A 24,967-nucleotide genomic window follows, 5' to 3' on the forward strand; every position below is an offset into this window, starting at 1 on the left:
CAGGGACAGGGGCTCACTGGACGGCGAACACCAGGTCGTCGCGGTCGTTGTAGCTGTTGGAGACGCACGCGCTGGTGGGGCTGCCGGTGCCGTAGCGGAACTGCGCGCGCACGGCCTGCGCGGTGCCCGTGGGCAGGGTGTACGTGGCCGACAGCGTCTGGGAGCCGGCGACCGTCGGGGTGAGGGTGGTGATGAGCGTCCAGGTGGGCGTCGTCGCGTTGGCGTTGGCCGTGTAGTACAGGTCCAGGCGGTCCGAGGACGGGCTGGCGTAGGCCCACACCTTGGCCTCCACCTTCACCTGCTTGCCCGCGGCGAAGTTGGAGCCGTCCACGGTGGACACCTTGAGGGCGTCCACGGACTCGTCGCCATGGTAGCTGCCTTCGCTGCCGTCGCCGCAGGTGCCGCGCAGCGTGTTGGGCTGGTTGGGCTCCGCGCCGCCGGACAGGTTGCCGCGGCCGTTGAAGAGCGTGCCGCTGTCGCAGGTGGCCGCCACGGCGCTGCAGCGCACCGTCTTGAGCGTGGCGTCGTAGGTGCCGGACGTGGACACGTTCGACACCGTCACCGTGTTGGTGGAGGTGGTGGCGGTGTTGCCCGCGCCGTCATGTGCCTTGGCCGCCACGGTGTGGCTGCCGTTGGCCACCGTGCGGCTGTCCCACGCGAAGGTGTAGGGCGCGGAGACGACCGTGGCCTTCACCGCGCCGTCCACCAGGAACTCCACCTTGCTCACGCCCACGTTGTCGCTGGCCGTCGCGGTGAGGTTCGTGGTGCCCGTCACCGTCGCGCCGTTGGTGGGCGAGGTGAGCGACACGGTGGGGGGCGTGGTGTCCGTGGGCAGGCCGGGGATGGTGCCCTTGCCCAGCTCCGCCAGGTACGCGGCGCCAATGCGCGCGAACTTCAGCGCGTTGTTCGCGTTGTTGCCGCTGGTGCCGTCGGTGCTGTTGGCCAGCGTGTCGTTGGCCGTGTGGATGTAGGGGTTGTCCTGGTTCATCAGCGCCTCGAACGGGATGGACGCCGGGTAGCCCTGGCTGTTCCACGACGCGTGGTCGGAGCACCCGTAGCCGCACGTGATGTTGGTGCGCGTGTAGCCCGTGTACGTGTCGATGAGGTTGCCCAGGAACGTGTTCTGCGCCGCGTTGGTGTTGTCGGTGACGAGCGTCACCTCCACCGTGGAGCCGCGGTAGTTGGTCATGTCCAGCTGGAGCACGCCCACCACGTTGACCGCCGCGGCCTTGTGCGCCTGCGCGATGGCCTGCGAGCCATAGAGGCCCACCTCCTCCGCCGCGTACGCCATGAACTTCACCGTGCGCGCGGGCTTGTAGCCCTTGGCCATCGCGACGCGGAAGACCTCGGAGAGGGTGGCGATACCGGAGGCGTCGTCATCCGCGCCCGGCGCGGTCGCCGAGGGCCGGCTGGAGGTGGGCACGGTGATGTTGATGGAGTCCAGGTGGCCGCCAATCACCACCACCTCGTCCGGGTAGACGGTGCCGGTGATGGTCGCGATGACGGAGGGCTGGCTCCAGCCGGAGTGCGTGTACAGCTGCACGCTCACGTCGCCGCGCCCGCTGGCGTACGACTCCCAGGTGCTCTTGAGCCAGTCCGCCGACTGCGTCCCGCCGGTGGAGCCGTTGTAGTAGCGGTTCGTGTAGCTGGACAGCTGGGTGATGGTGCTGCGCAGCGTGGCCTCCTGCAGGCCGGAGAACAGCGCGTTGACCACCGGCGCGTTGTCCAGCGTGTACGTCACCAGCGACTGCGGCGCGGCGGGCGCGGGCTCCAGCGCCGCGAGCGCCGCCTCCTGCGTGTCGTGCGCGAGGAAGCCCGCGCAGCGGTGATACTGGTCATGCATGATGGCCGACACGTCCCCCAGCTGCGACTCGCGCAGCTTGAGCACGCTCACGCCGTTCGCCTCGCGCACCAGCGTGGGCGCGGCGCCCGTCGTGCGCAGCGACGTGCGCAGCGTGCTCAGCGTCTCCGAGCCCACCGTGATGTAGACCTCCTTCTCGCGCGGCTGTTCGGCGGAGGCGGTGGCGCAGCACAGCGACAGGACGACGGGGGCCAATCTCTTCAAACGCATGTTCCGCTCCGATTGCAGGCGAAGGCTCGCGCTGCCGGAAGGCACGGTGGAAATCCGCCCACGTCCCGGTTCGGACGGAGGCGTCCAGACCCGTGGGGCGGGGCGCATCCTGTGGAATTCAAGATGGTCGAGTCAAGACTGAGAGCATCGTGAAACAGGATGAGACAGGCTAAGCCGGAGGGAAATGACGCACACGGGCCGCGTGTGGGTGCCTCGCGGATGGGCTCACGCGGGGGGCCATCACGGACCGGTGACGGGGTGACATGGGTGTGGAGGGAGGGGCGCCGGGACGGCGCGGGACATCAGGTCTGCAGGTTCATGGACAGCGCGCGGCCCGCGGCGAACCGGGGCTCCGCCTGGAGCTTCTCCAGCACGCGCTCCGAAGCGACGAGCGTCACCTGGGGCAGCAGCCCCGGTTCGCTCATCCACTTCACCGCGCCCAGCAGGTGCTGTGCCTTGATGAACTCCAGGACGGCGCCGTGGAAGGCCTTGCCTTCGTCACGCCAGGCCTGGGCGAGCGCTTCCCTGCCGCGCTGCTCCGGGGTCCGGGGCGAGCGGCGCTTCGGGCTCACTTCTTCGCGAGGCATGACGATGATTTCGATGAACATCGCGGCACCCTCCTGAAGGCAAGAACGACGAAGTGGCGCGGACTATCTCATGAAGCTGTGTCCTCCCGCGGCCAGGTGCTCGCGCTTTCTCGCCAGCTTGCTGCCGCTTTCGCGACTTCCCGGGCGCCCCCGTCTTGACAAGCGTGAATTGCTGTTCTGCGGCGGCGCCCTGCCGCCCGGTGGTGGACACCCGGGTTCCAGCGCCTGTCCGGTGCCGGGCGGTGCGGGAAGGAAAAAGGGGCCCCCGGGATGACCCGGGAGCCCCTGGGAACGGCGTGACGTCCGCGCGGTGGGACTAGCGGGCCGTCAGGGTGCGGCCCTGGACCTGCTTCGCGGCCGGAGCGGCGGGGCTGGCGGCCACCGAGGACACGACGCTGAAGGCCAGGTCATCGCGGTCGTTGTACGAACCGGACACGCACGCGCTGGTGGCGGTGCCGCCGAAGCGGAACTGCGCGCGCACGGCGTGCTGGCCGGTGGTGCTGCCCACGGTGACGGGGATGGAGAACGTCTTCACCCCCACCGCGGTGCAGGCCTGGGCGGTGGTGACGGCGGTCCACGTGGGCGAGGTGGTGTTCGTCGTGTAGTACAGGTCCAGCTGGTCCGTGGTGCCGTAGCACCACACCGTGACGTCCACGGTCAGCTGCTTGCCCGGGGTGATGAGGCCCTGGTCCACCGTCTTGAGCACGATGCGGTCGATGCTCTCATCCACGTGGTAGGTGCCGGTGGTGCCGTCCGCGCAGGTGGCGCCCACCGTGTTGGGCTGGTTGGGCTCCGCGCCGCCGGACACGGTGCCGCGGCCGTTGACCAGCGTGGTGCCGGTGTCGCAGCCGCACACGGAGCCGCAGGCGGGGGCCTTCACGGTGGTGTTGTAGCTGGCCACGGTGGGCGTGCAGACGTTGGTGGTGGTGAAGCTGAACGCGGTGCTGTACGGGCTCGCGCCGCAGCTGTCCGTGGCGCGCGCGCGCCAGTAGTACGACGTGAGGTTGGACAGGGCGGGCGTCACGTTCCAGGCGCTGGTGGACAGGCCCGTCGCGCTGCGCACCACGTTGGTGAAGGCGCTGTCCGTCGCCACCTGCACGTCGTAGCCGGAGGCGCTCGCCACGTCGGACCAGTCCAGCGCGGGCGACAGGGCGACGCCCGTGGCTCCGGAGGCAGGGGACGACAGGGTGGGGGCCGCCAGGGTGACGCAGCCGCGCGTGGTGAAGCTGTTCACCGCGCTCCAGGAGCTGGTGCCACCGCACGAGTTGAGCGCGCGCACGCGCCAGTAGTAGGCGGTGGTGGCCGACAGGCCGGGGGACACCGTCCACGTGCTGGCCACGAGCGAGTTGGCGCTGCGCACCACGTTGGTGAACGCGCTGTCCGTCGCGACCTGCACCTCGTAGCCGGACACGCCGGACACATCATCCCAGTCCAGCACCGCGAGCAGCTCCACGCCGGTGGCGCCGGAGGAGGGGGTGGTCAGCGTGGGCGCGCCGGGCGCGGCGCAGGTGGGCGTGGTGCAGGTGCAGGTGGAGGCCGGCCCGAAGCACGCGTTGCTGCTGGCGGGCACGACCGAGTAGCAGTACTGGCGGCCGTTGGCGACCTCCGGGTCCGTGTAGCTGGTGCCCGTGACGGTGGCGACGCGCGCCTTGCCGAAGTCACAGCCCGCGAAGCCCTCCGTCTTCATCACCCAGTACTGGCTGGCGCCAGAGGACGCCGTCCAGGACAGGCTCACCTGGCTGTCGCCCGGGGTGGCCGTGGTGGTGGGGGCCGCCGTGGGGGCCGTCGCGCAGCCGCCGTTGGTGGGCGCGGGCGTGGAGCAGGCGATGTTGTGGCGGTTGTACGCCGCGTAGATGGCCGTCATGTGCGGCGTGCCGTCCGCCAGGTTGCCGTTGTCGTCGTCCGCGGCCAGCCACTGCATGTAGCCGTTCGTCGCGCCGCAGCCGTCGGACGTGCCGGCGGAGCAGTTGCACGCGTGCCACGTGCCCACGTTGCCGGAGCCCTGGTAGAAGAGCTTGTTGCCCAGGAGGAACGCGTCGTTGGAGTTGTAGTTGAAGGGCGCGGCGGTGAGGTCGCGCGTCACCAGGTCCCAGGCGGCCTGGCGCACGGGGGACGCGGCGCAGTGCACCTGCTTGCTGCACGGGCCGGAGCCGGACGAGCACATCGGGCAGGTGAAGTTCTGCGGGGTGGCCGGGATGTTCGGCGCGCTCGCCGCCCAGTCCGCGTCACGCACGCCCGAGCAGCGCAGGTTGCACCACGACTGTCCGGCGACCTGCGACTCCTGCTGGTTGTAGCCCGTGCCGTCCGGCGTGAGGCCGCAGCCGGTGTTCGTCGTCTGGAAGAAGCCGTAGCCCACGCAGGAGGTCTGCAGCCGCAGGATGCCCGCGATGTCCGCGTAGCCCTCGCTGGAGTTGGACAGGGTGCCGTTGGCATCGAAGTTGTCCATGCCGTGGCCCCACTCGTGGTCGAACACCGCGCCAATCTCACCGGTGTTCCGGCAGCCGCCACCGGACTTGTAGAAGTTCACGGTGCTGCCGTTCCAGAACGCGTTGCACGTGCTGGACAGGTTCACGTTGGACGTGAGCTGCCCCTGCAGCCACGTGTTCGTGGGCAGCCAGCCGCGCGCCACTTCCTTGATCTTGTTCAGCTCGTAGAAGCTGGAGCGCGCCGCCGGGGTGTTGCCCGCGGACGTGCCCGCGGGCACCGTGCAGTCGTGGTCGTTGTTCACGCCGCCCAGGTCCAGCGAGCCCGTGGCGGAGCTGACGTTGATGGTGCCGCAGCTGTCGGCGATCTTCACGTACTTGCCCGACAGCGTCGTGTTCACGGTGCCGGTGCTGTAGTTGTAGATGCCCGCGCCGTCGGTGAAGTTGTTGGGCGCGGCGAAGCCGGTGTTCGCCCACGGCATGGGCGTGTTCGGCTGCATCGTCCCGCACGTCTCCTTGGACGTGCACGTGCCGATGTTGGTGGACGGGTACACCCCGCCCTTGATCTGCGCGTCGAAGTAGTGGTTGTCGTCCTCCACGGCGAGCACCTCGCCGGAGTTCGCGTCCACCGTCACCTTCCAGCGCTCGGTCTCACCCACGTTGGAGAAGCCGTAGCTCCACACCAGCGCGTGGCCATAGCCCTGGCCGAAGGCCGCGCCCGTGCGCGCGAAGGGCGCCACCTCCAGCGTGGGCTGCTGCCACAGGCTGGTGGGCGACAGCGTCTGGCCCAGGAACGCGCTGCCCGCGGACAGCGCCTGCGCCGCCGTGAACGAGGGCTTCACCCCGATGGTCACGTTGGCCCACGCCTCCGTGCCCAGCAGCACCAGGTTGCCATGGCTGATGGTCGCCGCCAGCCGGCCGTGGCGCACCGCCACCCCCTGCACCACCTGCGGGATGTGCACCTGCCACAGCGAGTCCGTCACCTGCGTCACGCGCGGCGCGCCCAACTGGAGCAGGTCCACGCCCAGCGCGTCCTGGTTGTCCGCGATGAACTTGAAGACCAGCTCCCCCACCACCGACTCGTCGACGCCGCCCACCGAACGGCCCAGTCCCTGGCGCACGTCGTTGAGGCTCACGTTGTTGCGGAAGCCGTCGCCGGGGATGAGCGGGAAGCTGCCCTGGATGCCCGTGGCCGTTCCAGACAGCGGATCCAGGTACACCTGCACGTTTCCGCCGTTGCGGGCGAGGAACCCCGCCCACTTGTCCGCGCCCACGCGCGGCATCAGGCTGCGGGCCTTCTCCAGCGGCATGTTCTGGATGGGCAGGTACAGCTCAGGCTTGAAGAACGCCTTCTTCGCCACCGCGCCCTGCTGCGCGGGCTGGGGAGGTTGGAGCGCGTACGTCGTGGACGAAACCAAGAGAGCCAGACAACAGATTGCGGACCGCAGGGGGCGCATGCACGTCTCCTCGGATGATTCCGCCGGACGGGTCCGGCGGGCTCCGGGCCGGAGCGCCCCCTGCTTTAGGGCATGTGCATTTTTAAAGTGAATTGCGGCTATTCCTGACTAAGTCGTAAATTTGAAATTTCCATTTATTTCAAGAAGTTGAAATGTTCACTGGTCCATCATTCACTCCCGGAGGATTTCCATCCGCTCACAGTATTCCGTCCGGGCTTGCCATCAGGGGGGCAGCCAGAGCCGGACGCGGTCGTCCTGGATGAGCTTGCCGTTGACGGCGTCGGTGGTGCCGCTGGCCATGAGGCGGCGGGGCACCCCGCGCGCGGCGAGGACCGCGGCCTCGGCCCAGAGCAGGAGCAGCAGCGCCCCGGCGAGCGCGGGCAGGGCCCGGGCCAGCGCCGCGTGGCGCTCCGACAGCACCTTCAGCGGCAGCACCAGCAGGGGCAGCAGCGCGGGGAAGATGACGAGCAGCCCGCGCGCGTAGCCGAAGAAGGCGAGGGTGACGAGCACCCGGTGCAGCACGACCAGCGACAGCAGCCGGAAGGGCGCGTGCGGGCGCTGGAGGGACAGCAGCATTCCGGCGAGCAGCAGCGCCGCCAGGGGCCACTTGAGGAGCCCCGCGTCGGGCACGAACACGTCCACCGGGGCGCGCTCGCCGGTGAGGCCCCCGGGCACGTCGGACACGCCCACGCCCAGGCTCAGGCCGTCCAGCCACCGGTCCAGCTTCGCCCCCAGGAGCCGGGCCGCGGCGCCGGGCGCGTCCGCCATCCACCGCAGCCCTTGCGCGTAGCCGTGCAGGAGCAGCCGCCGGTGTTCGGGGCGGGAGGCATCCAACTGGCCGTTGTGGCCGCCCTGGTTGATCAGCGCCGGGGTGAAGCCGCCCGTGGCGCCCGCGTGGTTCGCCATGGCGAAGTTGAGCGGCCCGTACACGGTGACGGGCACCCACTCGGGCAGCGGCTCCAGCGTTGGCGCGCGGGCGTTCAGCTCGCGCATCGTGTCCAGGTTCTTCAGCGCGCCCGGCACCAGCACCAGCAGCGACACGGCCACCGCGGCGCTCCAGCGAAGGGCCCACGGCTTCAGCGCCCGGGTCCGTTCGCGCGCCGTCCACGCATACACCAGGAGGAAGGGCCACAACCCCAGATGTTCGGCGCGGGTGAGCGTGCCCAATCCCATCACCGCGCCCAATGCCAGCACCGTGGGCCAGGACGGAATGACAGACGCCATTGGGAGCACCAGCGCGCAGGTGAAACACAGCCACAGCGCGGACAGCGTTTCATTGCTGTAGGAGGTGGACAACACCAGCCATCCGAAGCTCGCGGCGTACAGCCCCGCGGCGATGAGGCTCCACGCGGTGCCCAGCAGGCGCCGCCACCAACCCTGGCACAGCGCCACCGTGGCCGCGCCCAGGCACGCGAGCGCCAGCTTGTAGGGCAGCGCGCTGCCCTGGGGCTCCCCCAGCGCGCGGTACAGCAGGCCCAGGAGCGCGGGGAACAGGGGCGGGTGGTAGGGGAGGGCGGGAGGGGTCGGCTGCCGCCTCGCGAAGTCCAGCGCGGCGGTGTGGAAGAAGCGCGCGTCGCCCGCGAAGAAGACGGAGAAGGGCCAGTCCCGGTCCGGCGAGGCCGCCAGGTACAGCCCCCGCAGGAGCAGGCTGGCGGTGAAGGTGGCCGCCATGCTCCAGGCCACCGGGTGCCGCCTGAGGGCGTCGCGCAGGGAAAGCGGGACCACGGGCTCCTCCGGTAGGGAAAGGCGCCACACTCTACATTGACCCGAGCGCACCGGCGGCGGGGTGGGGTAGAGACGGGGTGCGTCAAACCGGGAGGCAGGACATGAGCCGTGTGCTGGACGAGCTGTTGGGGCTCCTCAAGCTGGAGCCCATCGAGGAGAACCTGTTCCGTGGCGCGAGCCAGGACCTGGGCTTCCGCCAGCTCTTCGGAGGGCAGGTGCTGGGCCAGTCCGTGTCCGCCGCCAGCCAGACGGTGGACGCCCACCGCACGGTGCACTCGCTGCACGGCTACTTCCTGCGCCCTGGGGACGCGGGGCTGCCCGTCGTCTACACCGTGGACCGGGTGCGCGATGGCGGCAGCTTCACCACCCGCCGCGTGGTCGCCATCCAGAAGGGCCAGCCCATCTTCACGCTGATGGCCTCCTTCCAGGCGGATGAGCCGGGCTTCGAGCACCAGGCCCCCATGCCGGACGTGCCGCCCCCGGAGTCACTGCCCTCGGACCTGGAGCTCCTGGGACGCCACGCGGACCGGATGTCGGAGCGCCTCCGGGAGAAGTTCCTGTCCGCCAAGCCCATCGAGATGCGCCCGGTGACGCACGTGGACCCCTTCGAGCCCCAGGCCCAGGCGCCGGTGAAGCACGTCTGGTTCCGCGCTGATGGGGCCATGCCGGACGAGCCCCAGGTGCACCGCTACGTGCTCGCGTACGCCAGCGACTTCAACCTGCTGGGCACCGCGCTGCAGCCGCACGCGGTGACGTTCCTCCGCCCGGGCCTCCAGATGGCCAGCCTGGACCACGCGCTGTGGTTCCACGGCGACCTGAAGGTGAACGACTGGCTGCTCTACAGCCTGGAGAGCCCCTGGGCCGGCAACGCGCGCGGCCTGGCGCGAGGGCACGTCTTCACCCGAGACGGGCGGCTCGTCGCCTCCGTGGCGCAGGAGGGGCTCCTGCGCCAGCGCACGGAGGGGCGCTAGGGTTCCTCAGAACCGGAGGCGTGGTGCCGACGCATGTCCCAGGTCGATGACGCCGCCGTGGTGGTGATCGTCGTCCGAACCCGTGGTGGGTTCGAAGAGCGTGCTCACCGCCACCAGCGAGCCCAGCACCGCGACGCCGATGGCGCCCGTGAGCAGCAACGTCTTGCCCAGGCTGAACTCGCGCAGCCGGGCGTGGTCCACCTCTTCCATCGGCACGACGAGCGGGGTGGGGGTTCCGCCCTGGAGCGGCACCCCCCGGAACCGCGCGGCGTCCACGCCCACCTCGATGAAGCGCTGGAACTCCAGCTCCTCCTGGGGGGCCACCCGCGCCAGCGCCAGGGGGGTGTCCGCGGTGAACTGGTGCGTGCGTCCCTCCACGTCCCGCACCGCGCGGCGGCGGTCCGTGGGGCGGTTGAGCATCACGTCGCCCAGCTCCTTCAACAGCGCCGCGTTGTCGTCCTTGAAGCCATCCAGCCGGGCGAGCTCCGGCTTGGGAATCGCGTAGGTCGTGGTGCAGGACGCCAGCAGGGATACGGCGGTCAACGCGGCGCACAGGCGCATGGAGTGGGCTCCTCCGGGATGGGCGTCAAAGCCTATCCCGGGGCGTGCCCCGGTGCCTACCGGGGCACGCCGCCCGGCGTCTCACTTCAACTGGTAGTTGGCGTTCAGCACGTCTTCCTTGGTCCGGCCCATCACCCAGCCGTCGTGGTAGACGACGCCCACGGGCGCGATGGTGTCGTTCCGGTACAGGCCGATCTTCAGGTAGTTGAGGCTCCCGGAGTACTGCGTCGCGATGTTGCGCTTGGGCAGCACCAGCTTGCCGTCGTAGTACAGCTCCACGAAGCCCACTCTGGAGTTGGGGGACCACTTCACGTGGAAGATGAAGTCATGCCACGTGTTGCGCACCAGGGGCGTCGTCCAGACGATGGTGCCCGGGGACCCGCCGATGTTGAGCCGCATCTCCTCGCCGTAGACGTAGAACTCCACCGGCGGGGAGCCGCAGCAGCCGTCGTGGTGCCACTGGGTGAAGAGCTGCCACGTCTTCACGCTGGGGAAGTCCGCCGCGAAGCGCGTGCTCCAGCGGTACCAGTACTCGGAGCCCGTCGCCTCCTTCGTCTGCTTGAAGAGCTCGTTGCGGTTGCCGCTGGCGTTGATGGGATCATCGCCCTGGCGCACGGTGGCTTTGAGCGCGTAGCCGCCTTCGCGCACCGGCGACGGAATCACCTGCAGCCGGTCCGCGGACACCATCTGCGTGCCGTCCCACTGGCTGCGGTCGCCGGACTCGAAGTCGCCCTTCCACACGATGCCGCTGGGCGTGGGCGACGTCGTCGCGCCGGAGCACGGGCGCGCCTCCGCGATGCTGGCCCAGTCGTTGACGGTGTTGCCCTGCACGGTGACGCGCACCCGGCGCGCGTTCACGGAGGTGAAGGTGTACGTCTCCGCCGCGGTCGTCGTGCCCTTGCTCTTGCCGCTGTACACCGGCGTGTAGGTGATGCCGTCCGGCGACACGGAGATGGTGAAGGTATTGACCCGCGTGTTGCCCTGGTGCCAGGCCACCGACATCCCGCTCACGCCCTTGGTGGAGCCCAGGTCGAAGTCGAGCCACTGGCCCTTGCCCAGGCTGCTCCAGCGCGTGGTGAGCTGGTCGTCCAGGGCGTTGGCCGCGACACTGCCGGTGCCGTCATCGCCGCTGGCCTTCACGCTGCTGGGGGTCAGCTGCGTGCAGCCACTGGCGGTGAGGCCCTCGTCGGACGTCCGCAGCGACGACTGGGTTTCATCTTCCGGAAGGGTACCGTCCGGAGCGCCACAGCCCGCGGCGCCAAGGACGAACAGCGTTTCAACCAGGAGGAGGGTTTTCTTCAAGGGATTGCCCCAGGGGGAAAGGACAGGCAGTGAAAGGCCATGCTCCAATGACAGGAGGCAGGGGCATGGCCGGGGGATGTCTGGCTTTACAGCGGGCAGTCCCCTCTCGTACTCCCGGACCTGATCGACAGGGCCGTGTCGACGGGAGGAGAAAGACAGCATGTCGTTTGTGGGTGTGCTCCATCCGGCAGCGGGGGGAAATGGCTGCCGTGCTCCAAGGTGGCAACCGGAATAGCGAAGTTCTATTTCGAACACAAGCGACGCTGAACACGCCTGCATGCTGGGCAGGCCCGAAATTGAAAGACAGACATCTGTTTCAGACGGCCCGGGTGGAATCCTTCAACCGTCCGAAAGGGCCGATACGGCCCGTCGCGTGGGAGGCGTACCCGCGGAGCAAGGGTCCTGGACGCACCGGGTTGTGGTGGGGTGTGGGGACGCGCGCGCCGGGGTTGGGGCAGGGCATTTAGGACCCGTGTCCAGTTGTGTCGAGCCCTGGGACACACCCCTTTGCCGCCGACTTGCGATGACGGGAGAATCAGGCAGAACCCCTCCTGAAATGCCCGTGGATTTCCAGGAAGCCCGCCGCGCCGCGGCCATGAGGCCGGACGAGTGACGCACGCCATGTCGCGCCCCGCGTCCGAGCAGGTGCCTCGGAGCGAGCGCAAGCCGCTGTACGTGAAGGTGGTGACCCAGCCGGCGCTGCACGGCTGCTGGTCCGTGAACATCAGCGAGACGGGCATCGGGCTCATCGCCACGCCGCGCCGGCCGTCGGAGGGCCCGCACGAGAACGAGGCGGTGGAGCTGGCCTTCTCGCTGCCGGACACGGGCGCCCACGTGCGCGTGCATGGCACGGTGCGCTGGCGCCACGACACCGCGGGCGGCGGCGGCACCGTCGCCGCGCTGGGGGTGAGCTTCGGCGCCTTCGACGCGGCGGACGGCGTGAAGCTGGCGCGCTACCTCTCCACGTCACACCTCCAGGTGGTGGCGGCCTTCGCCAGTGACGACGAGTCGCGCGCGGTGCGCCAGGCCCTGGACGGCGCGGCCACGCCGCACTTCGCCGCCAGCGCGGAGGACGTGCACGCGCTGCTGTCCCGCGGGGACATGGCGGCGCTGCTGGTGTGCGGCCAGGATGAGGCGCGCGCGCTCGCGCTGGTGGAGTCCCTGGCGGAGCTGCGCGCGGAGGTGGACCCCACGGGGGCGGGGCCGCCCAGCGACCTGGCCTCCCGCATCGTCTATTGCGCCCCCGCCGCGCCGGACCGGCTGGTGGCGCTCTTCAACAGCGGGCGCATCTACCGCGCGCTGGGGGCCTGGCCGGCGCCGGACGTCGTGCGGCAGGCGGTGCTCCAGGCGGGGCGCGAGCATGGCTTTCGCACCGAGCAGTGGCGCATGGCGCTGGAGCTGGAGCGCAACCTGCTGCGCGAGCGCGCCCTGGCGCAGGGCCCCGCGGGCGGCCCGGGGCGCCACGCGGAGGACGTGGGCTTCCGCAGCCCCGCGATGCAGCGCGTGATGGAGATGGTGCGCCTGGTCGCGCCCCACCGCGTGGCGGTGCTGCTGCAGGGCGAGACGGGCACCGGCAAGGAGGTGCTGGCGCGCATCCTCCACCGGCTGAGCGGCAGGGGGGACCTGCCGCTCGTCGTGCAGGACTGCGGCGCGCTCACGGAGACGCTGCTGGAGAGCGAGCTCTTCGGCCACGTGAAGGGGGCCTTCACGGGCGCGGTGTCGGACCACCCGGGCCTCTTCGTGCTCGCCAACGGCGGCACCATCTTCCTGGACGAAATCGAGAACACGACGCCCAACCTCCAGGCGAAGCTGCTGCGCGTGCTGGAGACGGGCGACGTCCGTCCGGTGGGCGGCACCCAGGTGCGCCACGTGGACGTGCGCGTGGTGGCCGCCAGCAACCGGGACCTGGGGGAGGAGGTGCGGGGCGGCCGCTTCCGCGCGGACCTCTTCTACCGGCTCAACAGCTTCACCATCGACATCCCGCCCCTGCGCGAGCGCCCGGAGGACATCCCGGAGCTGGCGCGGGCCTTCGTGGAGCAGTTCAACCGCACCCTCAAGCGCTCCGCCACGGGGGTGGCGCCGGACGCGGACGAGGTGCTGCACGGCTACGGCTGGCCCGGCAACGTGCGAGAGCTGCGCAACGTGGTGGAGCGGGCGGTGCTCCTGTCGCGCCCGGGGGAGATGCTCACCCGGCGCCTGCTGCCGCCCGCCCTCATCAACAACACCGTGCCCCGCGCGGACCCCACCGGGGACGGCTCCCTGCGGGCCCGGCTCCACCAGGTGGAGCGCGAGCTCATCCGCGAGGCCCTGGAGCGCCACGGCGGCGTCCTGCGGCGGGCGGCGGTGGCGCTGGGCATGGACCCCGTGACGCTGGGCCGCCGCGCCCGGCGCCACGGGCTGTGGAAGCCGGACTGACGCGGGGCCCCTTCAGCGCGCCTGCATCCACTGGAGGATGGGCGTCCACACGCGGGCGCGCGCGTCCCGGGCGAGGAACAGGTCCGCGTGCCCGTAGTCCAGCGCGCGCTCCGCCTCCGGGCGGTTGCGCACGATGAGGTGGGTCACGTCCGTGCTGCCCAGCAGGCGCGTGGAGTACTCGCCGAAGCGGCCCACGCCGCCCCCCGCGCCCACGTAGAGCACCGGCACCTTCACGTCCTTCAGGTGGTCGTCATAGGGCACGTCCAGGCCGCACAGCTGCGCCTCCGTCTCCACCACCTCGTTGAGGCTCTGGTAGGGCACCGCGAGCTGGAGGTAGTCGAAGAGGGTGGGCTCCGGCGTGAAGGCCGTCTGGTAGGGCAGGCCGGTGGTGTCCGGGAGGCTGCCGTTCAGGTGGTAGCCCGGCGTCAGCGGCTGGAGCGGCGCGAAGAGGGCCGCGGTGGCCCCGGCGGCGATGACCGCGAACTGCCGGTTGGTGGGCGGGGGCAGCCCCGCGAGCCCCGGCGCCGCGAGCGGGGAGGGCTCGTTGGGCGCGTCATGCGCCAGCTGCCCGATGAGCCGCACCGGCGTCCCCGGCGCGGGTCCCAGCAGCCCCCCTTCGGTGCGCCCCGCGCGGCGGGCCGTCCGGAGCGCCTCGTACCGGGCGCAGGCCCAGGCCCGCTGTTCCGCCGCCTCCGGCCCGAAGCGCAGCACCATGTCCATGGGCACGAAGCCGTCCACCCGGCGCAGCGAGCGCGGCAGCTGGACCTCCCCGTCCAGGTACGCATAGCCAATCGTCGCGCCCCGGCTCCAGCCCATCAGGAACATCTTGTCGTTGCCCCCGGTGGCGCCGGACAGCCGCCGCACGGTGTCCGCCCACGCCAGCCCCGTGCCCAGGTCCTTCACGTGCGTGTCCAGGTGCCAGTCCGCCATGAACTGGAAGTTCTTCTCCGTCTCCGGCACCCCCACCCAGCGCAGGTCGATGCCCCACACATCCACGTCGCGGCCCGCCAGGAACCCCGCCAGGGACTCGTCCTGCGGCATCGTGGACACGCGCGTGTTCGTGAGGAACGCGGGCACGAAGGCCCACAGGTCCCCGTGCACCATGAACACCGCCCGCCCCGTGCGCGCGGGGACGAACGGCAGGACCTCACGCACCACGCGGTGCAGGGTGATGGCGTCGTACCGGCCCGTCCCCACCCGCACCTTCCAGGTGTAGTGCGCCAGTCCGCCCCCCAGGGGCTCCCGCTGCGTGCTCACGGCGTTGAGTCCCGCCGCCACCAGCGACCGCGACAGCTGCTCCAGCCCCACCGTGGTCTCGCGCGCTTCCCCCGCCTCCGAGCGCGCGCCCACGAACAACGCCAGCATCACCCACAGGCACAACGTCCTACGCATACCGACCTCGACTCGCATGAGGGTTCCCCACGCAGAGAAGCGCATGGGACTGACATCCAGCGCTCCCGCCGCGAGTGCCCCCAAGAGCACCTTCCGCGCCAGGACCCAACGTATTGATTTTGTTGATCCTGCCCCGTGGGGCCGGCTTCACTCCTGAATGCTACAGGGGCCCGCTCCGGCCGCGCTCAGAGTGAAAAACGCCGCCAGCCGCGGTGCTTCAGCGCTGAGACATGCGGACCATGGATGGCGCGGAGCTCTCCGGACCTGGAGCGCCCCCGTCCTGCCCACCAGGGTGTGGATGTTCATTCAATCCAACACATACATATGAAACAGGCAAGTCCTGGATGAAAGGGGAAGACGGCGGGGTGATCGCGCGGGGGAGGGGGACGGGCGACAACAGCGGGTCTCACCCTGACTCCCCGCGAGGGGGAGGACCCATGCCCGAGACCGTCTTCGTCGACAACATCTGGAACGACTTCGCGCACAGCTATGATCAGATGATCCCCGAACTGCCGTGCTACCAGCGGCAGCGGGAGAAGCTCCTCCGCGACACCCGGGATCGCGCCTATGTCATCGACGCGGGGTGTGGCACGGGGCTCGTGAGCGAACCGCTGGTGCGCCGGGGTCAGCGCGTCATCGGCTTTGACAACAACCAGGCCATGCTGGCCCTGGCGGTGCGCCGCCGCGACCGCGAGCCGGAGGCGGTGCGCACGCGCTGGACGATCCTGCCCGGTGACGTGACGACCTTCCCCCTGGAGGTGGAGGGCGGCGCGGACGCGGTGGTGATGAACAACGTCCTCTTCTACGTGCGCGACCCGGAGGCCGTGCTGCGCGAGGCGTGGACGCACCTGAAGCCCGGCGGCGTGCTGTGCATGACGAGCAACAAGCGCCCCCGGCCGAACCTGGAGAAGGTGCTGACGAACTCCATCCAGGAATGGGAGTCCCAGGGGCGTTGGACCGAAGCCCTCCAGCGCGCGGTGAACCACCACCGCACCTGCGCCCAGCGGCTCACCACCGACCCGAACGAGATGGTCACCTTCCTGGACACGGACCAGGCGGTGCGCCTGCTGGAGAAGGTGGGCTTCACCGAGGCGCTGGTGGCCGACGGTGACGACTACTACGGCGAGAACTTCTACGTCTGCATGCGCAAGTAGGGAGCCCCTTCCATGACGAACGTGAACCCCCGTTTTCAACGCAACCTGGGCGTCCTCCACCCCCAGACCATGGACAAGCTCGCCGGCACCCACGTGCTCGTGGCCGGCGTGGGAGGCGCCGGCGGCCAGTGCGCGGTGGACCTGGCGCGGCTGGGCTTTGGCTGCCTGACGCTCGCGGACTTCGACGTCTACGAACGCCACAACATCAACCGGCAGATCGGCTGCTTCGAAAGCACCCTGGGCCAGCGCAAGGTGGACGTGGTGGAGGGGATGTGTCGCGACATCCACCCGGACCTGCGCGTGCACAAGGTGCACGAGGGCATCACCGACACCAACGTGGCGCACGTGCTCCAGGGGCAGGGCGGCCTGCCGCCGGTGGACTACGTGGTGGAGGTCATCGACATCGCGGGGGCGAGGGCCAAGGAGTCGCTCCACCAGACGTGCCGCGAGCAGGGCATCCCCATCATGACCGGGCTGATGCTGGGCTTCGGCGCCGCGCTCCATGTCTTCCAGCCAGACGCGCCGCTCTACGAAGAGCTCTTCATCCTGCAGGACGGCCGCATCGACCTGCCGAAGATCATCCCCCACCTGGGCAGCTACATGCTCCAGGAGTACATGGACGCCTGCTACCAGGGGCGGGGCCACGCCCCCACGTGCGTGATTGGCGCCACCACCGCCGCCGGCCTGATGGTGAGTGAAATCATGCGCGGCGTGATGCTGGGGCCTCGCGCGATGGTGTCCTGGCCCGAGTACCTCTACGTGGACCTCTTCGACCACCGCTACGTGCGGGGCTCCGTCGGCGCCGCCCGTCCCGCCCCGCGTCCTGTCCGGTCGCTGAGCCAGGACGCCCGGGGCTGACCGCCGGGCCTCCAGGGGCCGGGGGCCCCCTTCCGGGCCCCCGAATCCCCCCGGTTGTTACATCACCACGCCTCGCGACCGCGCTTCATTGACCACCTGGGTGCCGTCCACGCCCAGCCGTCGCGCGATGAAGCCCGCGGCGCCGTCCGCGCTCTTGTGCACCCGGATGAACTGGTCGTCATACGTCCGCGTGACGATGAGCATCCCCGACACGATGACGCGCTGGAGGTTGTGCTGCAGCTCGTTGCCCTCGATGATGACGTGGATCTCCGAGAACAGCGCCCGCGCGTCCGACAGCATGTTGGACAGGTGCCGGCGCTGCTCGCTGTTGGGCACCGCCGACTTCGCCCCCGCGATGGTCACCAGCACCATGGGCTGCTGGTGTTGTTGATAGGCGGTCTGCATCTTCAGGTACACCGCTTGAATCTCATCCGGCGTCGGTGGCGCGTCCCAACGCAGGAAGAACACTTTGTCAATGACGTCTGTCTTGTAGACCGGAAGTGCCATGGCGTTCGCGACTCCTTCGTGACGGGGGCCCAGGGACCGTCCCGGTCCACCCCGACCGGGCTTTCTTCCTCGTGCTTGGGGGTCATCCTGCTCTTCAGCCGCGGTCAAGAAACTAGCCCCGAAGGCTGACATTGCTGAGACGACACATCCCCTCATCACTGACAGCGCCACGGACTGTGTTCTCGCCTCGCGGTCTTTGTGGATGTTCGCTGGCGGATTCTAAACCCAGACGCCGGGGCAACCCTTCATGTCTGGGCATTCCGCTGGCTGTGACATCTTTCAATGACGACTCCCCCTGAAAACAAGAAGGCCCCGGGAGCACGGTGGCTCCCGGGGCCTTCGGTGAGGCTTCAGCCCGTCAGGCGGTGAGCGCTACCCGCCGGAGACGTTGGTCTCCACGAGGTTGGCGTCGCCGGAGATCTGCGCGGCGGTGAAGAGGATGGGGCGCCACTGCTTCTGGGAGAACAGCCGCGTCTGGTCCGCGTAGTGAGCGGAGGTCGGGTCGCCGGACTGGCCGTAGGTCAGCACGGCGTTGCCGGTGGGGCCCGCGTCGGTGAACTGCATGGCCATGACGAAGCTGCTGCCGTTGTTGATGGGGTAGCCCGTGCGGCTGAGCAGGGTGGTGGCGTTGTAGGTCGGCAGGTGCGGCTCGGCGTAGTCGAACAGGGTCGTGCGGGCGACGCCGTAGGAGACGACGTTGGTGATGCCCTCGCGGCCCATGCCGCCCTGGAGCGGGATGTTGGCGCCGGCGCGCGCGGTGAACTGCACCTCGCCCAGCGTCTTGTCCAGCGCGACGCCGGAGCGGTTGATGGTGTACACGGCCTGCGCCAGCTTCACGAGCACCGGGTCGTCGCCCTGCGCGGGGGCGGGCACCAGGGTGTTGGGCGTGGCGATGGGGTTGGCCGGGTCGAACGGGGTGGCGAACAGCTGGCCCGCGTTGAGCAGGTTGGGGCCGGAGTAGGCGCCCAGGAACTCACGGAACACGAAGGCGCCCTTGGCGCCGGTGTCGTAGCGGCCGTTCCAGTCCTTGAGCAGCGTGCAGGCCTGGCTGATGTCCACCGCGGTGTTCTGGTAGGTGATCGTCGTCTTGCCGGCGCAGCGCTCGACGACGCTCGCGCGCACGAGCTCCTCCATGCTGCTGCGGTTGCTGAACACGGCCGTCTTCAGCTCGTCCAGGCTGAACTTGTGGTCGGGGCCGGAGGCGGCGTTGGGGCCGGACTCGGTGAGGGTGATGACGTTCATGCGCGTGCGCGGCGACTGGGGCACCTTCTCCAGGCCGTGCAGCGGGGAGAAGCCCGTCAGCGGGGCCTCCGGGTTGGACAGCCAGTAGCTGTCGTTCGCGTTGAAGACGAAGTCATTGCGGTCCAGCTTCGGCACCTTGGCGAAGGGCACGAGGCCGGGGCTGCGCGAGCCCGGCTCCACCTGCCACTCGTTGGCCGGGTCGCTGCCGTTGAGCAGCACGAAGCCCAGCGCGGAGTAGATGCCGTAGGCGATGGGGTTGGTGCCCGTGGTCGCCTCGGTGAGCCACTTCGTGTACGCGTCCTTGGTGAGGTTGGGCGTGGGCGTGGCGTCCGTGTACCAAGCCTTGCCCTCCTTGTCGGCGTACATGGTGTTCACCCAGGGCAGGCCCTGCTGGGTGGCGTAGACGTCCTTGAACTCCGCCAGGTTCTTGGCCTTGTTCATGCCGTGGAACTGGTCCAGGAACTTGGTGTTGTCGATGTTGCCATCGCGCAGGGTGAGCACCGTCTGCGTGTTCCAGCCCAGCGTGCCCGCGGGGAAGCCCGGCGCCGCCGAGTCCGGGATGGCGATGATGGGGCCGTAGTGGCTGAAGTACATCGTCTGCGTGTAGTTGGTGACCGAGCCCTCCGCCAGCTTCACCAGGATGGTGAAGGTCTTGGAGGTCATGGCGCGCTCTTCGTTGCCGTACTTGTAGACGGTCGGCTTTCCGGGCACGAGCTGCAGCTGGTACATGGTCATGCGCTGACCGGAGGAGAACGTGTGCGTCCACGCGACGTTCTCATTGAAGCCGATGAGCACCGCCGGCACGCCCATCAGGCCCACGCCGTAGACGTTCAGCTGGCCGGGCACGGTCAGCTGGCTCTCCCACAGGCGCAGCTCGCCTTCCCAGGGGAAGTGCGGGTTGGCCATCACCATGCCCTTGCCGTTGTCGGTGCGCTCGGCGCCAATGGCCCAGCCGTTGCTGCCGAAGTCCGCCCGGCGCAGCCGCTGGAGGTCTTCCAGGGTGGGCATCTGGGGACGCAGCGCGGCCTGCTTCGCATCAAAGGACTGCGCGCCCACGGTGGGGGGCATCGCCGCGGCGATGGTGAGCGCCAGCGCGTTGACGCCGGCGATGAGCGTCAGGTCCGTGTTGTACGCCAGCAGCTCCACCGGGGTGATGGGCCGCACCCAGGGCGCGTTGGCGCACTCGGCGGGACGGGCCGCCGGGGCCGTGTCCGCCAGGTACTTGTTGTAGCCGGCCGCGTAGCCGGTGAGCATCGCCTGCATCTCCTCCGACACCGTGGGGAAGGCGGCCGCGGCGCGGTCCAGCAGGCCCATGGACAGGTACGCCAGGTCCGACGCCACGTAGGTGTTGCCCGGCCCCTGGCCCAGGAAGCGCGCGCGCTCGCTGCGCACCTTGAGGATCTGGTCCGCCAGCGTACAGACGTGGTCCTGCGCGAAGGCATAGCCCTGGCCGAAGCCCAGGCTGCCGTAGTCGTTCGCGGTGATGTGCGGGATGCCGTACGAGGTGCGCTTGATGTTCGCCGTGTACTTCGGGGCGGCCGGCGGCGGCGGCGGGGTTTCCGTTTCGTCGTCGTCACAGCCGGCGGTGGCCAGCAGCGCCAGCGACGCGAACAGGGAGAAAGACCAACGGCGGGCCCGGAGAGACCGGGACCCGCCGCGAGAAGGAGACGTATCGGGGGTGTGCTCGTGCATGGCGGGCCGGAGACTAGGAAGGTGGCGATTCGCCGGTCAATGTTTCTGGGATTTGACTTTCGCTCCGGGGTGAACGTGCTCGATGCATCGCGTCGTGGGTTTGGGAAAGCCCGGAAGTCGGTGTGTGTTACACGGGGGGCATGACGCACGAGCCCTCGCGGCCCGCGGCCCGTCGCCCGCGCCGCCACTTCTCGATGATTCGCACCTTCGTGCTGGCGGACTTCGTCACGCTCGGCAACGGCTTCGCTGGCGCGGGCGCCATCCTGGCGGCCATGCAGTCGCTGGCGACGGGCAATCCGCGCTGGTTGTGGGTGGCGTTCTTCCTGATGCCGGTGGCGCTGGTGATGGACGTGGCGGACGGGCGCATCGCGCGGTGGCGCTTCCGCAAGTCGCCGCTGGGCGCGGACCTGGACTCGCTGGCGGACGTCATCTCCTTTGGGATGGCGCCCGCGGCGCTGGCGTTCGCGGTGGGCCTGCGCGGCTCGCTGGACGTGGCGGCGCTGCTCTACTTCGTCGCGTGTGGCATCAGCCGGCTGGCGCGCTTCAACGTCACCTCCGCGGAGCTGTCCGACGGCACCGGCAAGGTGAAGTACTTCGAGGGCACTCCCATCCCGACCAGCCTCCTGCTGGTGATGGTGTTGGCGGTGGCCACCTGGCAGGGACGGATGGGCGACGCGCTCTGGGGAGGGGTCTGGAACCTGGGCCCGCTCCAGCTCCATCCGCTGGCCCTGCTCTACGTCGCCAGCGGCAGCGCGATGATCAGCAAGACGTTGCGCATCCCGAAATTCTGAAGGCTTCGGCCGCCCTGAACGAGGAGGTGCCTTCCAGTGGACGTCCTGGAGGACAGTTCCCCTGTTTTTCCCAGGGTGGGGCGGTTGGCAGTCCCGGGGTGGGTGCCTAGTTTCGCCCCCTGATCCGCGGGAGCCACCTTCGTGTGGAACTCGTTGCGGTATCGAGCTTCTGGGTGAGGCGGGAGGGAAGGGGTGGGTGCGATGACTGCGCGCTGGGGCCTGCTGGGGTTGGTGGTGGTGGGGTTGTTGTCAGGCTGCGCGGACCGGGAGCGCTCGTCGCTCGCGGACGGACGGCTGACGGCCACGCCGGGCGGGGTGGACTTCTCTCAGGTCGCCATCTTCGACGCGCGGGAATCCACGGTGACGCTGCGCAACGTGGGCCGCGCGCGCATCACGGTGGGCGAGGCCTGGGTGGAGGGGCCGCAGGGCGCCTACCAGGCGGAGTTCACCGACGAAGGGCCGCACACCCTGGCGCCCGGCGGTGAGTGCACGCTGAAGGTGCGCTTCGAGCCGCAGGTGCGGGGCGGCCTGCCCGCGGTGCTGGTGGTGCGCACGGACACGCGCAGCGAACCCCTGATGCGCATTCCGCTGAACGGCGCCGGCGTGGACGCGTGGGCGCGGCTGACGCCGCGCGCGCTGGACTTCGGGCGCATCGAGGCGGACTCCACCAAGACGCTGGGGGTGACGCTGGACAACCCGTCGGAGCTGCCCGTGACGGTGACGCCCCGGTTGGTGGGCGCGGACAAGGACGAATTCGTCGCGCCGGTCGTGACGCTCAACCCGGGCGAGCGCGCGGAGCTGCCCATCACGTTCAACCCGGTGCGCGTGGGCCGCAAGCAGATCGCGCTGGCCATCACCCCCTGTCACTGGTGCGCGGACGTGACGGTGCAGGTGACCGCGGAGGCGCTGGAGCGCGCGGTGGTGGCGGAGCCGGCGGTGGTGGACTTCGGCGCGGTGCCGATGGACCGCGACGTCATCAAGGCGTCCAGCCTGCGCAACGTGAGCACGGAGCCGGTGTCGGTGACGTCGCTCATCCTGGACGGCACGGACGCGTCCTTCAGCCAGGCCAACACCAGCCTGCCGCTGGTGCTCCAGCCCGGGGAGGTGCGCGCCTTCGAGATCCACTACAGCCCCGGCCACATGGGCCCGGCAATGGACCGCGCCGTCTACTCCGTGGTGAGCCGGCGCCATCCCACGGTGCCCGTGCTCCTGCGCGGCTTCGGCGGCGCGTCGGAGCTGTGCGTCTCACCCCTGATGTATGACTTTGGCGACCAGCCGCTGGGCTCCAAGTCGCGCGTCGTCGTGAACGTGAAGAACTGCGGCACGGACAACGCGGGGCCGCTCACCATCAACTCGCTGGACTGGACGCCGGACCCGGCGGGCGCCCTCCAGTTCAACCACAAGCCGCTGGCCCTGCCGGTCACGCTGCCGGCCAACGGCGAAGTGAACCTGGAGATCTTCTTCGAGCCCTCGCGTGAAGGCTCCTCCTCCGGCGCGCTGGTGATGGCGACCAGCGCGTTCTCCGCGGCCACCGTGCAGCTGGACTTCTTCGGCAGCGCGACGGCGCATGCGCCGTGCGACCTGGCGGTGACGCCGCAGGCGGTGGACTTCGGCACCATCCCGCCCGGACGCGGCGCGGTGCTGGGCGTGAAGGTGGAGAACAAGGGCACGGACCTGTGCCCGGTGAAGAACATCCGCGTGGCCAACGACGGCGGCGGCGTGTTCCGCATGCCGGGCGGGGAGCTGTTCGGCGGCATCATCTACCCGGGCGACTGGTTCAGCTTCCAGGTGTCCTTCACGGCGCCCTTCACCGGCGGCAGCTTCGCGGGGGAGGTGCAGGTGGAGCAGCACAACCCGACGGTGCCGGTCTTGCGGGTGCCGCTGCTGGCGAACTCGCAGCAGGCGTGCCTGGTGGCGTCCCCCTGGTTCGTGGACTTCGGGGTGGGCCGCAAGGACTGCCGGCCGAAGCCGCGCGAGGTGAACTACCTCAACGCGTGCACCACGCCCGTCACGGTGTCCAACGTCTTCATCGGGCCGGGCACCACGGACTCGGAGTTCGAGCTGTTGTATCACCCGGCGCCGCCCGCGTTCGAGCTCCAGCCGGGCGAGTCCTTCACCGTGGGCGTGGACTACCTGGCGCAGGTGACGGGGATGAACCTGTCGCCCCTGTTCGTGGACTCCAGCGACCTGCCCATCCCGCTGATGGTGCCGCTCATCGGCGAGTCCTCGAAGAAGACGGACAAGACGGACAGCTTCGTGCAGCAGGACGTGAGCAAGGTGGACGTGCTGTTCGTCGTGGACAACACGGCGTCCATGGTGGAGGAGCACCCGAGGCTCGTGTCCGCCATCCCGGCCTTCGTGGACACCGCGCGCAGCAAGGCGGTGGACGTGAACATCGCGGTGACGACGACGGGCATCACCGCGGTGTCCGGCGCGTGCCCGGGCGGCGCGCTGGGCGGGGAGGCCGGGCGCTTCTTCCCGGCGGACAACAGCCGCCCGCGCATCCTCACGCTGGCGACGCCCAACGTGACGAAGCTGCTGCAGCAGAACGTGCAGGTGGGCCAGTGCGCCCAGGTGGAGCAGGGCTTGGAGGCGATGCGCCGCGCGCTCACCGCGCCGCTGGTGAACAACGCGGATGATCCGCGCACGCCGCTGCCCAACGACGGCAACCTGGGCTTCCTGCGAGACTCCGCGGCGCTGGTGGTGGTGTTCGTGGGCGACGAGGACGACCACTCGCCGGACGCGGTGGCCACGTACGTGCAGTGGGCGCAGCAGCGCAAGGGGGAGAACCAGCCGCAGCGGGCCACGTTCTTCGCCATCGCGCCCACGACGACGACCTGCCCCACGGCGGGCGGCACGGGCACCCGCTACGCGGACGCGGCCCTCCAGACCGGCGGCGCGGTGTTGAACGTGTGCGCGGGGGACTACTCGCCGCTCCTGCGGCAGGTGGCCAACAAGGCGTTCAGCGCGCAGGACCGCTTCCCGCTGAGCGAGGCGCCGGACGTGGGCACGCTGGTGGTGGCAGTCAACGGCACCCCGGTGACGAACGGGTGGACCTATGACGCGGCCTCCAACAGCGTGGTGTTCACCACGGTGCCGCCGCCGGGCGCGAAGGTGGCCATCACCTACCGCCGCGCCTGCGCCAACCACTGAACGGTGGAACCCGGAGCGGTGTGGACCCCGTGACGGGCCGGGCATCCGGCCTCGAACGGGGGTGTCAGACCCCGGTGCTACAGCGCTGCATCTGCCTGTGCGGATGACCAGAAAATTGGAGGCGCTCCCTCGGTGTGTACCCTGCGGAGCGTCTGCACGCTGTTGCCTTGGGAGGCGCGCTGTGAGCACCTGGATCCCCGACGAGCCCATGAAGTCCTCTCCGCGCGCCGGTGCGCCGGGGCTGCGGGTCATCCGTGGGGAGGGGCAGCGCCGGCAGCAGGAGCCGCTGGCGTCCCGCGACGCGGTGGCGCGGGTGCTGATGGAGGCCGGGGCGGACCTGCTGCTCCGCCGCATCAGCCCGCTGAGAGCCCAGGAAATCGAGCGCAAGGTGGACCGGGTGCTGGACCTGTTCGACCGGGTGGACACGGCGCCGGTGCTGATGCCGGTGCTCAAGCGGCACCTGGACGAACTGGAAGCCCTGATGCGGGAGACCCGCGAGGTCCGGGCGGTCCGGCGCTAGGGCGCAGGTCCGGGGGGAGCAGGAAAAAACCCAGGGGGATTCGATGTTTGATTCCCCTGGCCGGCGGGCTTACGCTTGGGGTTCGCCTCCACGCGTCCCGGCCGTGTCCATCGAAACCTACGGCAGCTACCAGCTCCTGAAGCGCC

16 protein-coding genes are annotated in these 24,967 nt (G+C 69.9%); 7 read left to right on the forward strand and 9 right to left on the reverse strand.

Annotation, left to right across the window (positions count from 1 at the left end; translation table 11 throughout):
* Positions 1-13: 13 nt before the first annotated feature.
* The 4 genes from GTY96_RS17935 to GTY96_RS17950 all read right to left on the reverse strand — a co-directional run bounded on the left by GTY96_RS17935 (position 14) and on the right by GTY96_RS17950 (position 8,263).
* Entirely contained in the window at positions 14-2,071 is a 2,058-nt protein-coding gene (locus GTY96_RS17935; protein WP_143901634.1) for a M20/M25/M40 family metallo-hydrolase, read from the reverse strand.
* 302 nt (positions 2,072-2,373) lie between these two features.
* Positions 2,374-2,679: a hypothetical protein gene (locus GTY96_RS17940; protein ID WP_143901632.1), complete on the reverse strand. Its 306-nt coding sequence runs from the start codon at positions 2,677-2,679 to the stop codon at positions 2,374-2,376.
* Positions 2,680-2,974: 295 nt separating this feature from the next.
* Entirely contained in the window at positions 2,975-6,538 is a 3,564-nt protein-coding gene (locus tag GTY96_RS17945) for an endopeptidase (RefSeq protein ID WP_161665343.1), read from the reverse strand.
* Between the two features lie 222 nt (positions 6,539-6,760).
* On the reverse strand, positions 6,761-8,263 hold the full coding sequence (locus GTY96_RS17950) for an ArnT family glycosyltransferase (protein ID WP_328700925.1): 1,503 nt from the start codon (positions 8,261-8,263) through the stop codon (positions 6,761-6,763).
* A gap of 101 nt (positions 8,264-8,364) precedes the next feature.
* Here GTY96_RS17950 and tesB point away from each other — a divergent pair, with 101 nt between their 5' ends.
* A complete protein-coding gene (gene tesB, locus GTY96_RS17955; protein ID WP_143901628.1) occupies positions 8,365-9,234 on the forward strand; it encodes an acyl-CoA thioesterase II in 870 nt (289 codons plus the stop codon).
* A gap of 6 nt (positions 9,235-9,240) precedes the next feature.
* Here tesB and GTY96_RS17960 read toward each other — a convergent pair whose 3' ends face one another.
* Positions 9,241-9,795, reverse strand: a complete 555-nt coding sequence (locus tag GTY96_RS17960) for a hypothetical protein (protein ID WP_143901626.1) — start codon at positions 9,793-9,795, stop codon at positions 9,241-9,243.
* Positions 9,796-9,876: 81 nt separating this feature from the next.
* Positions 9,877-11,097: a heparin lyase I family protein gene (locus tag GTY96_RS17965; RefSeq protein ID WP_161665344.1), complete on the reverse strand. Its 1,221-nt coding sequence runs from the start codon at positions 11,095-11,097 to the stop codon at positions 9,877-9,879.
* A gap of 621 nt (positions 11,098-11,718) precedes the next feature.
* On the opposite strand from GTY96_RS17965, the gene GTY96_RS17970 reads away from it, so the two are divergent.
* The gene (locus GTY96_RS17970; RefSeq protein WP_143901622.1) at positions 11,719-13,512 is read left to right on the forward strand and encodes a sigma 54-interacting transcriptional regulator; all 1,794 of its coding nucleotides are present in this window, start codon (positions 11,719-11,721) and stop codon (positions 13,510-13,512) included.
* Positions 13,513-13,524: 12 nt separating this feature from the next.
* Here GTY96_RS17970 and GTY96_RS17975 read toward each other — a convergent pair whose 3' ends face one another.
* Positions 13,525-14,904, reverse strand: a complete 1,380-nt coding sequence (locus tag GTY96_RS17975; protein WP_143901620.1) for an alpha/beta fold hydrolase — start codon at positions 14,902-14,904, stop codon at positions 13,525-13,527.
* Positions 14,905-15,341: 437 nt separating this feature from the next.
* Between GTY96_RS17975 and GTY96_RS17980 the strand changes: the two genes are divergently transcribed.
* Both GTY96_RS17980 and GTY96_RS17985 read left to right on the forward strand, forming a co-directional pair.
* Complete coding sequence (locus GTY96_RS17980) at positions 15,342-16,058, forward strand: class I SAM-dependent methyltransferase (protein ID WP_143901618.1); 717 nt, start codon at positions 15,342-15,344, stop codon at positions 16,056-16,058.
* A 12-nt stretch (positions 16,059-16,070) separates the two neighbouring features.
* Positions 16,071-16,916 carry a ThiF family adenylyltransferase gene (locus tag GTY96_RS17985; protein ID WP_143901616.1) on the forward strand — a complete coding sequence of 282 codons (846 nt, stop codon included), beginning with the start codon at positions 16,071-16,073 and terminating at the stop codon, positions 16,914-16,916.
* Positions 16,917-16,973: 57 nt separating this feature from the next.
* Here the strand turns inward: GTY96_RS17985 and GTY96_RS17990 are convergent, their stop codons facing one another.
* Positions 16,974-17,423, reverse strand: coding sequence for a DofA protein (locus tag GTY96_RS17990; RefSeq protein ID WP_143901614.1), 450 nt, complete (start codon positions 17,421-17,423; stop codon positions 16,974-16,976).
* 372 nt (positions 17,424-17,795) lie between these two features.
* The gene (locus tag GTY96_RS17995) at positions 17,796-20,357 is read right to left on the reverse strand and encodes a penicillin acylase family protein (RefSeq protein WP_161665345.1); all 2,562 of its coding nucleotides are present in this window, start codon (positions 20,355-20,357) and stop codon (positions 17,796-17,798) included.
* 140 nt (positions 20,358-20,497) lie between these two features.
* Between GTY96_RS17995 and GTY96_RS18000 the strand changes: the two genes are divergently transcribed.
* The 3 genes from GTY96_RS18000 (at position 20,498) to GTY96_RS18010 (ending at position 24,821) form a co-directional block, all read left to right on the forward strand.
* Positions 20,498-21,148 carry a CDP-alcohol phosphatidyltransferase family protein gene (locus GTY96_RS18000; RefSeq protein ID WP_143901610.1) on the forward strand — a complete coding sequence of 217 codons (651 nt, stop codon included), beginning with the start codon at positions 20,498-20,500 and terminating at the stop codon, positions 21,146-21,148.
* A gap of 201 nt (positions 21,149-21,349) precedes the next feature.
* Complete coding sequence (locus GTY96_RS18005; RefSeq protein WP_143901608.1) at positions 21,350-24,301, forward strand: choice-of-anchor D domain-containing protein; 2,952 nt, start codon at positions 21,350-21,352, stop codon at positions 24,299-24,301.
* A 208-nt stretch (positions 24,302-24,509) separates the two neighbouring features.
* Positions 24,510-24,821, forward strand: coding sequence for a hypothetical protein (locus GTY96_RS18010; RefSeq protein ID WP_143902171.1), 312 nt, complete (start codon positions 24,510-24,512; stop codon positions 24,819-24,821).
* Positions 24,822-24,967: the final 146 nt, after the last annotated feature.

Source organism: Corallococcus silvisoli, assembly GCF_009909145.1.
Taxonomy (GTDB): Bacteria; Myxococcota; Myxococcia; order Myxococcales; family Myxococcaceae; genus Corallococcus; species Corallococcus silvisoli.

Coding starts and splice junctions, on each gene's coding strand:
- GTY96_RS17935 (WP_143901634.1), bottom strand. CDS start 2,071: ATGCGTTTGAAGAGATTGGCCCCCGTCGTCCTGTCGCTGTGCTGCGCC.
- GTY96_RS17940 (WP_143901632.1), bottom strand. CDS start 2,679: ATGTTCATCGAAATCATCGTCATGCCTCGCGAAGAAGTGAGCCCGAAG.
- GTY96_RS17945 (WP_161665343.1), bottom strand. CDS start 6,538: ATGCGCCCCCTGCGGTCCGCAATCTGTTGTCTGGCTCTCTTGGTTTCG.
- tesB (WP_143901628.1), top strand. CDS start 8,365: ATGAGCCGTGTGCTGGACGAGCTGTTGGGGCTCCTCAAGCTGGAGCCC.
- GTY96_RS17960 (WP_143901626.1), bottom strand. CDS start 9,795: ATGCGCCTGTGCGCCGCGTTGACCGCCGTATCCCTGCTGGCGTCCTGC.
- GTY96_RS17970 (WP_143901622.1), top strand. CDS start 11,719: ATGTCGCGCCCCGCGTCCGAGCAGGTGCCTCGGAGCGAGCGCAAGCCG.
- GTY96_RS17975 (WP_143901620.1), bottom strand. CDS start 14,904: ATGCGTAGGACGTTGTGCCTGTGGGTGATGCTGGCGTTGTTCGTGGGC.
- GTY96_RS17980 (WP_143901618.1), top strand. CDS start 15,342: ATGCCCGAGACCGTCTTCGTCGACAACATCTGGAACGACTTCGCGCAC.
- GTY96_RS17985 (WP_143901616.1), top strand. CDS start 16,071: ATGACGAACGTGAACCCCCGTTTTCAACGCAACCTGGGCGTCCTCCAC.
- GTY96_RS17990 (WP_143901614.1), bottom strand. CDS start 17,423: ATGGCACTTCCGGTCTACAAGACAGACGTCATTGACAAAGTGTTCTTC.
- GTY96_RS17995 (WP_161665345.1), bottom strand. CDS start 20,357: ATGCACGAGCACACCCCCGATACGTCTCCTTCTCGCGGCGGGTCCCGG.
- GTY96_RS18000 (WP_143901610.1), top strand. CDS start 20,498: ATGACGCACGAGCCCTCGCGGCCCGCGGCCCGTCGCCCGCGCCGCCAC.
- GTY96_RS18005 (WP_143901608.1), top strand. CDS start 21,350: ATGACTGCGCGCTGGGGCCTGCTGGGGTTGGTGGTGGTGGGGTTGTTG.
- GTY96_RS18010 (WP_143902171.1), top strand. CDS start 24,510: ATGAAGTCCTCTCCGCGCGCCGGTGCGCCGGGGCTGCGGGTCATCCGT.